Here is a 9,263-nt window from a genome sequence, read left to right as displayed (position 1 = left end):
CCGTCGGACAGGGCGGCCCCGTCGGACAGGGCGGCCCCGTCGGACAGGGCGGCCCCGGCGCACAGGGTGGCCCCGGCGGGCCGGGCGACTCGGGCGAGGAACCGCCTCGTCCACGCGGCCGGTTCGGGCGCGGCAAGAAGATCGTCGCAGGGGTGCTCGTGCTGCTCCTGCTGTGGGTCGGCGGCCTCGTCTGGGCCGGCATGTCCGCGTGGGGCAAGGTGCAGAAGGTCGACGCGATCCCCTCGGAGCACCTCGCCGATTCGGGCGCGGGCCACAATACGCTCATCGTCGGATCAGACGGGCGCAGTGGCCTCACGACCGAGCAGAAGAAGAAGCTCGGCACGGGTGACGCGGAGGGCCAGCGCACCGACTCGATCATGATCCTGCACACGGGCGGCGACAAGCCGACCCTCATGTCGATCCCGCGCGACAGCTACGTCTCCATTCCGGGGCACGCGAAGAACAAGATCAACGCGTCGTTCTCGATCGGCGGCCCGCAGCTGCTCGTCAAGACGATCGAGACGAACACCGGCATCCACATCGACAACTACATGGAGATCGGTTTCGGCGGGTTCGCCTCCGTCGTCGACGCCGTCGGCGGTGTCAACATCTGTGTCGCCCGCGACATGAACGACCCCAAGGCCCACATCAACCTCAAGAAGGGGTGCCAGCAGATGGACGGGCCGACGGCCCTGGGGTACGTGCGAGCCCGTTATTCCGACCCGGAGGGCGACCTCGGGCGCGCCAAGCGTCAGCGTCAGTTCCTCGCGGCGCTCATGAAGGAGATCAGCTCGCCCTCCAACCTGCTCGTGCCGTGGAGGCTCAAGGGCCTCGGCGAATCGGGCGCGCAGGGGCTCTCGGTCGACAAGGGCATGTCGATGATGCAGGGCCTGCAGACGATGTGGAACCTCAAGAAGTTCTCCGGAGACGGCGGCAACTCCGTCGTCGTGCCCATCGGCAACGCGGCGCTGCCCACCCCCGCCGGCGAGGCCGTCGAATGGGACGCGACGCGTTCGGCCGAGCTGTTCAAGGCCATCAAGGAGAACGGCGACACCTCCTCCTTCGTCAAGAAGACGACGGCGAACTGAACCTCGTGACGGTGGCCTCACCCCGCTCGGGGTGGGGCCAGCCTCGTCGGCCGGTGTCGCCCTGAGAGCGGTGGGACGACGAGGCGCATCGTCGGCCGGCGGGGAACAATCCACCCCAACTGGTGGTTGGTGCTGTCATTCATCCCCACGAAGGAGATCACCATGAAGATCGCAGTGTTCGGGGCCACGGGCATGCTCGGCTCGGCCATCGTCAGCGAGGGTCGCTCGCGCGGCCACGAGATCGTCAGCGTGTCGACGCGGCCCGGTGCGGGTGACGTCGTCGCCTCGATCGAGGACACGGACGCCGTCGTCCGCCTCGCGAAGGACGTCGACGCAGTCGTCGTCTCGGTGCCGCCCGCACGCTCGACGAGCGCCGAGGCGTGGCTCGCGGCGCACGAGCGTCTTGCGGCGACCCCGCTCGAGGCCCGCCTGTTCATGGTCGGCGGCGCCGGTAGCTCGCTCGACGCGAACGACCGTCCGCTGCTGGAGGGCGACGATTTCCCCGCCGACTTCCGTCCCGAGGCGGAGGCCGCGAGCACGGCCCTCGCGATGTTCCGGGACGGTTCGCCCGAACCGACCTGGACGATTGTCTCCCCCGCTCCCGTCCTCGCCCCCGGCGAGCGCACGGGCCACTATGAGACGTCCGACGACCACATGATCGGCGTGAGCGTCTCGAGCCAGGATCTGGCCGTCGCGATCATCGACGAGCTCGAGAACCCCCGGCATTCGAACAAGCGGTTCGTCGTCTCCAACTGACGCCACTCGTCCCCGTGACGCGGCCGGCAGGACGCCGGGTCGCCCCGTCCGCACGAATACCGGTGCGTCGCCGCAGCGCGAGGAACGGAGGACGAGTGCGGGCCGCAGCTGAGGTCAGCTGCGGCCCGCACTCGTCGTCAGGGCTGGGTTCAGTAGCCCTTGAGGACCGCACGGCCCATGACGAGACGCTGGATCTGGTTGGTGCCTTCGTAGATCTGCGTGATCTTCGCGTCGCGCATCATGCGCTCGACGGGGAAGTCCTTGACGTAGCCGGCGCCGCCGAGCAGCTGGACGGCGTCGGTCGTCACCTCCATCGCGACGTCGGAGGCGAAGCACTTCGCGGCGGCGCCGAAGAACGACAGGTCGGCGTCCTGACGCTCCGACTTCGCGGCCGCGACGTAGACCATCTGACGGGCCGTCTCGACCTTCATCGCCATGTCGGCGAGCATGAACTGGATGGCCTGGAACTCGGCGATGGCCTTGCCGAACTGCTGACGCTCCTTGACGTAGCCGACGGCGTAGTCGAGCGCGCCCTGCGCAATGCCGACGGCCTGCGCACCGATCGTCACACGCGTGTGGTCAAGGGTGCGCAGCGCGATCTTGAGGCCGTCGCCCTCGGCGCCGACGATGCGGTCGGCGGGGATGCGGCAGTTGTCGAAGTGCAGCTCACGCGTCGGCGAACCCTTGATGCCGAGCTTGCGCTCGGGCTCACCGAAGCTGAAGCCCTCGTCGCTCTTCTCGACGACGAACGCGGAGATGTTGCGCCCGCGCTCACCGTCGGGGTCGGTGACGGCGAGGACCGTGTAGAACTCGGATTCGCCGGCGTTCGTGATCCACGACTTCTGGCCGTTGAGGACGTAGTGGTCGCCGTCGCGCTTGGCCTTCGTCTTCATCGACGCGGTGTCGGAACCGGCCTCGCGCTCGGACAGACCGTAGGAGAACATCGCCTCACCGGAGGCGAGCTTCGGTAGGTACTTCGCCTTGATCTCCTCGCCGCCGCCGAGGATGACGGGCATGGAGCCGAGCTTGTTGACGGCTGGGATGAGCGAGGAGCTCGCGCAGACGCGGGCCACCTCCTCGATGACGATGCACGTGCCGAGGGCGTCGATGCCCATGCCGCCGTACTGCTCGTCCACGTGCGGCGCCTGCATGCCGGCCTCTATCAGGGCGTCGAGGGCCTCCTGCGGGAAGCGCGACTTGTCGTCGACGTCGGCCGCGTGCGGCGCGATCTTGTTCTCGCAGACGGGGCGGATGGCCTCGCGGAGCGCCTCGTGCTCCTCGGAGATCTTGTAGAGGTCGAAGTCAGGGTTAGCAGCCATACCGGCATGCTACCCGCCAGTACGTCGCGGCGGCAGCCCCTCTCCGTCGATGTTGCCCGGGTTTCGGGGCGCTGGCGCCGCCAGGCCCGGGCAACATCGGGGCACTCAGGCCTGACGTTCGGCGACCTCGCGCCGCAGCGCCTCGCCCTTGGCGTGGGCCTCGTCGCGCAGGCTCGCCTGGAACTGCATCATCTGGGCGGCGATGCGACACGCCTCGTCCGAGTCACCGACGCCGAGGATGCGCGCCGCGAGCAGGCCCGCGTTGCGCGCACCACCGACCGAGACCGTCGCGACGGGCACGCCGGCGGGCATCTGGACGATCGACAGCAGCGAGTCCATGCCGTCGAGGTGTTTCAGCGGCACGGGCACCCCGATGACGGGCAGCGTCGTGACCGACGCGAGCATGCCCGGCAGGTGCGCCGCTCCCCCGGCGCCGGCGATGATGACGCGCAGGCCGCGCTCCGCGGCGCGGGTGCCGTACTCGACCATCTCGTGCGCCATGCGGTGCGCCGAGACGACGTCGGCCTCGTACCCGATGCCGAACTCGTCGAGGACGTCGGCGGCCGCGGACATCGTCGGCCAGTCCGAGTTGCTGCCCATGACGAGCCCGACGACGGGCGCCTTCGCCGGCTGCGTCGCGCTCGTGGGGTTCGTCGAGCTCGTGGCCGGGGTCGCCGAACCCGCAGCGTTCGTCGTCACGTCGGGGGTGGTCGCGTCGCTCATTTGGTCACCGTTCCTTGGAGGTAGTCACAGGCGTGGCGGGCTCGTGCGCGCAGGCCGACGAGGTCGTCGCCGAAGACGTTGACGTGCCCGATCTTGCGGCCGGGGCGCACACCCTTGCCGTAGAGGTGGATCTTGAGGCCGGGATCACGCGCCATGAGGTGCCTGTAGGTGGGGTACAACTCCTCGTACTCGCCGCCGAGCACGTTGCCCATGACCGTCCACGGTGCCCGCGCGCGCGTGTCGCCGAGGGGCAGATCGAGGACGGCGCGTAGGTGCTGCTCGAACTGACCGGTGATCGAGCCGTCCATCGACCAGTGTCCCGAGTTGTGCGGGCGCATCGCGAGCTCGTTGACGACGAACTCGTCACCGCCGAGGTCGAACAGCTCGACGGCCATGACGCCCGTGACGTCGAGTTCGCCCGCGATCCTGATGGCGGCGGAGGTGATGCGTTCGGCGGCGTCGTCGCTCAGCTCGGGTGCGGGGGCGAGGACCTCGGTGCAGATGCCGTCGACCTGAACGGTCTCGACGACGGGCCACACGGCGACCTGGCCGCTCGGGCTGCGCGCGATCATGACGGCGATCTCCCGCTCGAACGCGACGGCCTCCTCCGCGAGCAGCGGCGCACCGTCGGCCTGCGCGAACCACGCGTCCGCGTCGTCGGGGGTGCGCACGAGCATGACGCCCTTGCCGTCGTACCCGCCCGTCGGCGTCTTGAGCACGAGCGGCCAGCCGTGCTGTTCGCCGAACGCGCTCAACTCGTCGCTCGTGGAAACGGGAGCCCAGGCGGGGCACGGCACGTCGAGGTCGCTGAGGCGCTGACGCATCGCGAGCTTGTCCTGGGCGAAGCGCAGCGCACTCGGGCGCGGGTGCAGCGCGACGCCGTCGGCCTCGAGGGCGGCGAGGACGTCGGCGGGCACGTGCTCGTGATCGAACGTCACGACGTCGCACCCGTGTGCCCACTCGCGCACCTGCTCGGCGTCGCGGTAGTCACCGACAGGCGCATGCGGGACGACGAGTGCCGCTGCGGCGTCGTCGGATTCGGCGAAGACGGACAACGTCAGCGCGAGCTCGGCCGCGGGGCCGGCACACATGCGGGCGAGCTGGCCGCCGCCGATGATGCCGACGACGGGAAATCCGCCCGGCGCGCGGCGCGCCTCGCGGGCGGGCTGGGTGTCGGGCGTCGCAGCGTCCGGCTCGGCGGCGTTGCGCGCATGGGGCTGGGGTTGGTTCACGCGCCAAGATTATCCGGCGGATTCGTCACGCGCGTGGCGCGGTCGTCAGGCGGGCGTCGCCGGGTGGGCGAGGCCCACCCCCACCGACTCGAGGGTCTCGCCCTCGCGCCGCGTCAGGACGAAGCCCGCGCCGCGCACCGTCTCGATCTGCCACTGCCCGCCCGTCGCGACCCGCAGCTTGGGGCGCAGCTTGGCGATGTGCATGTCGACCGTATGCAGGGAAATCGGGTGTAACCGACTGCAGCGCAACGATATTCGCTGAGACGGCCGCTGCGTTTGCGGCTTTCGTGCAACCCCGCACCGTCTCAGACAAGAGAATGACCCCGCGAGGTTGCCGCCTCCGGGGTCGTGACGAACAGACTTCGGAGGTCTGACCGTGAACACGATCCTAGCCGCGTGGTGCGCGCTATGCGACCACCTCGCCCCCTTCGCTGCTATGGCCGTCGTGCCGCTGCTCATGTGGATTCACCACTTCGAGACGATGCCGCCGGCCGATCTTCACGAATCCGTGAGTACCGACGAACCCGCGCGCCTTCTTCGCGACGCCACGAAAAAGGGTGTCACTACTACCGACGCCCTCGAGGAGTGGGCCGCATGAGGCACACGCGGTTCATCCCCGACGAGGCGATGCCCGACATTCGCCCCGGCGACGTCGTGCGCCTCGAGCATGGCGCACTCACCTACATCGTCGAGCGCGTCGCACGCACGAGCAGCTACACGGGCGCGACGTTGCGCCCCGTCGATGCCCTGACAGCATCCGGCAAGCCCCGAGCGCGGACCAGCCGCCGTACCGATCAACTGGTGCTCGTCGAGCGTCCCGCCGACTCGCAGCCCTTAAGCGAAATCCCGTGGGATCAGCGCGACCTCGACCGTCAACTCGTCCTGCTCGAACGCGACGAGCAACGACGACGCATCGACGCGGCACGCGTCACCGCGCGCCTCGAGCGGCTGGGCGCCCCGGGAGTGCAAGTCGAGCCACGCGACGCGGGACGAGTCGACGGCGGCCGCGCATGCGCGCGACTGACGCAGTGGCGCAACGGCAACGACACCGTGACGCGCCTCGAGTACGAGGACACCCTCCCGGCCGACACCCTGCTCCGCCTCGTCAAACGAGCTGAGGATGCGCTCGACGACTTCGCCGCCAACGTCGGCGAGTACGCAGCATGGTCGACCTCCCCCCGCGGGGAACCGCGGCGAGGCATCGCCTGGGGCACCGGCTCCCAGGTGTGAACGCTCCCAGGTGTGAACGCTCCCCGGCGCCGGGCACCGCCCCAGGCGTCGGGGCCTTCACCAGGCCGCTCGATGACCTAACTACTGCTTAGGGCATCGAGCGACCCGGTGAGGGTAGGCACCACACGCCGATCCCCGCGGGTGTTTCACCCGAAAAACCTGACGACGAAAGGGGCTGCGCAATACGCACACCCTTGGGGTACGCACTGATTGCGTACCCCAGGTGTCCAGTTCTGGACACCACACCAGCGGCGCTGACAGGGCATCAGCCGCACCACCAACACGAACGCCCCCGGTGATTTGTTCGCAACACCCGTGAACCGGCACGGGTGGCCCCGCGAGTAGCTGCGCAGATGCTCGCACCGGGGTTCCTGAGTAGCCGCGTCTCGATTCGAGGCGGGGCTATGAGGCGTGGGCCGACGACGGCGAACGGCAAAAACTGGGAAACCGGACTGGGGGGGTCGGACAAGCACCCTCTGTGCCCGTAGGGCTCCGCGCCTTACCGCTCCGAGCTTCCCACCTTCACCCGCCCTTGATACCGGGCCAGCACCTCTCCCAGCGGCAACCCAAGCTGATCGGCCGCCGAACTCCACGTGCCACCCTCGGCGAGGTGATCTTCGAGCAGCGCCACGATACGGGCGTCCACCTGAGCGGCGAGCCATGCCGCGCGAGCGAGCGGCCGCGGGGTCATGGTGGACGAGGTGACGGTCTCCACCCAATCGAGGATGCTCTCGGTCTGTTCCTGGCGGCACCGCTCACGCGACTTGCCGGGCACCTTCGCGGGCTCGAACTCCACAGCGACGGGCGCGACGGTCTGCGCTTCCGGGGCCGTGCTACGACGGCGGTGCGCCTTCTGCCGGCACGCGGGCGAGCAGTAGCGGCGATCCGAGCGGCCCGTGATAACTGCTCTGCAACCGTCACACTCGCGCGTTACGGCTTCCGCACTGTTCTCGCGGTACGAGGCCGTTCGGCATGCGCTCGAGCACGCGACGACCTTGCGGCGACCGTCGGGGCGCACGATGGTCGGGCGGCCACAGCCGGCGCACGGCGCAGGCGTCTCTTCCCGCCACCATGATTCGACGTGCGCATTGCCGGCGACGTAGGCGAGGGCGGTTCGATCCGCAGGCATCGCCACGCACTCGAGGCACACAGCTTCCCGCGCCGTCCACCCCCGTTCGCGGCGGTTGCGACGGCGGTGGACGTCGATGGCGACCGCGGGGCCGTCGATGGGCTGCTCGCACACTGCGCACGGCTTATAAGTGTTCATAGTCGTCACTCTACACGTAACGGCTAGCGTGCACTGCCTGAGACGACGAAACGCCCGCCACCTCGAAAGGCGACGGGCGTTCATCATGCAGCGTCGACGACGGGCCGCCGGTACGTCTTACCGTCCCTGCCGACGACGAGCACCGACTCGGGCGGCGTCGCAGCAACAGCCCACGCGACGAGGTGCGGGCGGCCCCACACGACTTCGCTCGCCAACTGGATCATGCCCCGCTGCTCGAGGACGTGAGCCGCGCGCAGGATCGCCACCCGCTCCGAATGCGAGCGGGCACGATGCACGAGCACGAGCGAGTCGGCGCCGGCGAGGTTGTCGAGAATGGCGCGCTGCCACCGGCCAGGGCCGCGAGACATGACACTCCTAAGTGTTGAGGTGGTCAGAATCGCCCACCACGGGCAGAAACCGCGCCATTCCGGGCAAAATCGTGGATATGGTCACGTGTCAAAAAGCTGGGGACCCGTAGAGACCCCCGTTAGCCTCACCGGCGGTGGTACCGGTGGCGGGTCAGGGGATGCCCCCGTGGGGGGTGGGGGGGTCGACGCGCGCACCCGGCCCGCGCCTCGAGGTGGAGACGCGGGCCGGGCGCGGGTGGGTCAGATCAGGTCGGCGAGGGCCTTGGCCTCCTCGGCGGTGTTGATCTTCACCGAGTAACCGGCGAGGGCCAGGTCGAGCCAGCCGGCACCAAGGCGGGCGACGGGCGCCGTGCCGACGCTGTACGCCCGCCAATCTTCCTCGATGCTCACGACCTCGCTCTCGCCGCGGTAGATGTTCTGCCAGCCCTGCACCTGCTCGGGGCGCGTGACCTTGCCCATGATGTTGAGCGCGGGCACGGACGTGACACCAACACCGCCAACGGTGGCGAGCTGCACTCGGAGGCGCGCCATCTGGGTGAGCGTCGGCACCGCCTCGAGAAGGGCGCGATAGGCGGCGAGCTCTTCGTCGGTGCCCTCGGTCGCGATCTGCTCGGCCGTCGTCTCGGGCGTGATGCCCAGACTCGCGGCCTTGGTCACGACCTGCCAAGCGGCCTCGACCTTCTCCTGCATGGCCGCGATGGTCTCACCGGAGTTCGCCGTCAGCTCACGCTGCGCGGCCTCTTGCAGCCGCCCTTCGAGGTGGCGGCGCGCCGTCTCAATGGGGCGGACCGTTTCCACGTCGACGGCCTCGGTCGCCAGGTCCACGGCATAGGCTCGCATCGCCTCGACGGCCTTGGCCGGCGTGAGACTCAGCACGTCGGCCGGGTAGTAATCCTCGGGCGAGGATGCCACGCCCATCGTGGCGTTGCGGATCGCGAGCGACTTTTCGATGCCAGCGCCCACGGGCAGCCCTGCGTCGCGCAGCTGCACCACGAGGGTGTCGATCTCGGTGAGGGTCCCGCCCGGAATGGTTCGGGGCGCCAGGTCGATCTTGCTCGTCTTGCGTGCGCGGTACTCCGCAGCAGAAACAGTCATAGTGCGTTCTCTCTTTCGGTCGGTCAGTGGTTGGGGAAGAAGCGGGCGTACTCGGCGTCTTCGGCGGCCTTCGCGGCGGCCTCGGGGTCGAGGCGGCACGCGGCGGGCAGCGCCTCAGCCAGCGCCTCGGCGTCGGCTGCGACCTCGCCGGGGGTGGCGCCGCGCAGGCGGGCGGCCAGGGCCTC

Annotated in this window: 10 protein-coding genes; 3 read left to right on the top strand and 7 right to left on the bottom strand. The window is 69.4% G+C overall.

The genetic code is table 11. The features are described from left to right. Together HMPREF0321_RS00265 and HMPREF0321_RS00260 are read left to right on the top strand one after the other, a co-directional pair. On the top strand, positions 1-1,088 hold a 1,088-nt coding region (locus tag HMPREF0321_RS00265; protein ID WP_006943295.1), incomplete at its 5' end, for an LCP family protein. A 162-nt stretch (positions 1,089-1,250) separates the two neighbouring features. Then, positions 1,251-1,844: an NAD(P)-dependent oxidoreductase gene (locus HMPREF0321_RS00260; protein ID WP_040014166.1), complete on the top strand. Its 594-nt coding sequence runs from the start codon at positions 1,251-1,253 to the stop codon at positions 1,842-1,844. A 149-nt stretch (positions 1,845-1,993) separates the two neighbouring features. Here the strand turns inward: HMPREF0321_RS00260 and HMPREF0321_RS00255 are convergent, their stop codons facing one another. The 4 genes from HMPREF0321_RS00255 to HMPREF0321_RS17220 all read right to left on the bottom strand — a co-directional run bounded on the left by HMPREF0321_RS00255 (position 1,994) and on the right by HMPREF0321_RS17220 (position 5,577). Continuing rightward, positions 1,994-3,163, bottom strand: coding sequence for an acyl-CoA dehydrogenase family protein (locus HMPREF0321_RS00255; protein ID WP_006943296.1), 1,170 nt, complete (start codon positions 3,161-3,163; stop codon positions 1,994-1,996). A 105-nt stretch (positions 3,164-3,268) separates the two neighbouring features. Beyond that, complete coding sequence (gene purE / locus HMPREF0321_RS00250) at positions 3,269-3,886, bottom strand: 5-(carboxyamino)imidazole ribonucleotide mutase (RefSeq protein ID WP_006943288.1); 618 nt, start codon at positions 3,884-3,886, stop codon at positions 3,269-3,271. Beyond that, positions 3,883-5,118: a 5-(carboxyamino)imidazole ribonucleotide synthase gene (locus tag HMPREF0321_RS00245; protein ID WP_006943293.1), complete on the bottom strand. Its 1,236-nt coding sequence runs from the start codon at positions 5,116-5,118 to the stop codon at positions 3,883-3,885. Before HMPREF0321_RS00245 ends, purE begins: the two co-directional genes overlap by 4 nt. Positions 5,119-5,163: 45 nt before the next feature. Beyond that, positions 5,164-5,577 (bottom strand): helix-turn-helix domain-containing protein, encoded by a 414-nt coding sequence (locus HMPREF0321_RS17220; protein WP_083803142.1) that lies wholly within the window; start codon positions 5,575-5,577, stop codon positions 5,164-5,166. Positions 5,578-5,712: 135 nt separating this feature from the next. On the opposite strand from HMPREF0321_RS17220, the gene HMPREF0321_RS00235 reads away from it, so the two are divergent. Beyond that, positions 5,713-6,348: a hypothetical protein gene (locus HMPREF0321_RS00235; protein ID WP_006943287.1), complete on the top strand. Its 636-nt coding sequence runs from the start codon at positions 5,713-5,715 to the stop codon at positions 6,346-6,348. 499 nt (positions 6,349-6,847) lie between these two features. Here the strand turns inward: HMPREF0321_RS00235 and HMPREF0321_RS15775 are convergent, their stop codons facing one another. From HMPREF0321_RS15775 to HMPREF0321_RS00220, 3 genes are all read right to left on the bottom strand, one after another. Continuing rightward, complete coding sequence (locus tag HMPREF0321_RS15775) at positions 6,848-7,483, bottom strand: hypothetical protein (protein ID WP_139023497.1); 636 nt, start codon at positions 7,481-7,483, stop codon at positions 6,848-6,850. A 215-nt stretch (positions 7,484-7,698) separates the two neighbouring features. Further along, a complete protein-coding gene (locus HMPREF0321_RS00225; protein WP_006943290.1) occupies positions 7,699-7,983 on the bottom strand; it encodes a hypothetical protein in 285 nt (94 codons plus the stop codon). 240 nt (positions 7,984-8,223) lie between these two features. Continuing rightward, positions 8,224-9,078: a hypothetical protein gene (locus tag HMPREF0321_RS00220; protein ID WP_006943298.1), complete on the bottom strand. Its 855-nt coding sequence runs from the start codon at positions 9,076-9,078 to the stop codon at positions 8,224-8,226. Positions 9,079-9,263: the final 185 nt, after the last annotated feature.

Origin of the sequence: Dermacoccus sp. Ellin185 (genome assembly GCF_000152185.1) — a bacterium.
Lineage (GTDB): Bacteria > Actinomycetota > Actinomycetes > Actinomycetales > Dermatophilaceae > Dermacoccus > Dermacoccus nishinomiyaensis.
The sequence above is the reverse complement of the archived record's forward strand: the minus strand, read 5'-3'. Positions and strand labels throughout refer to the sequence as shown.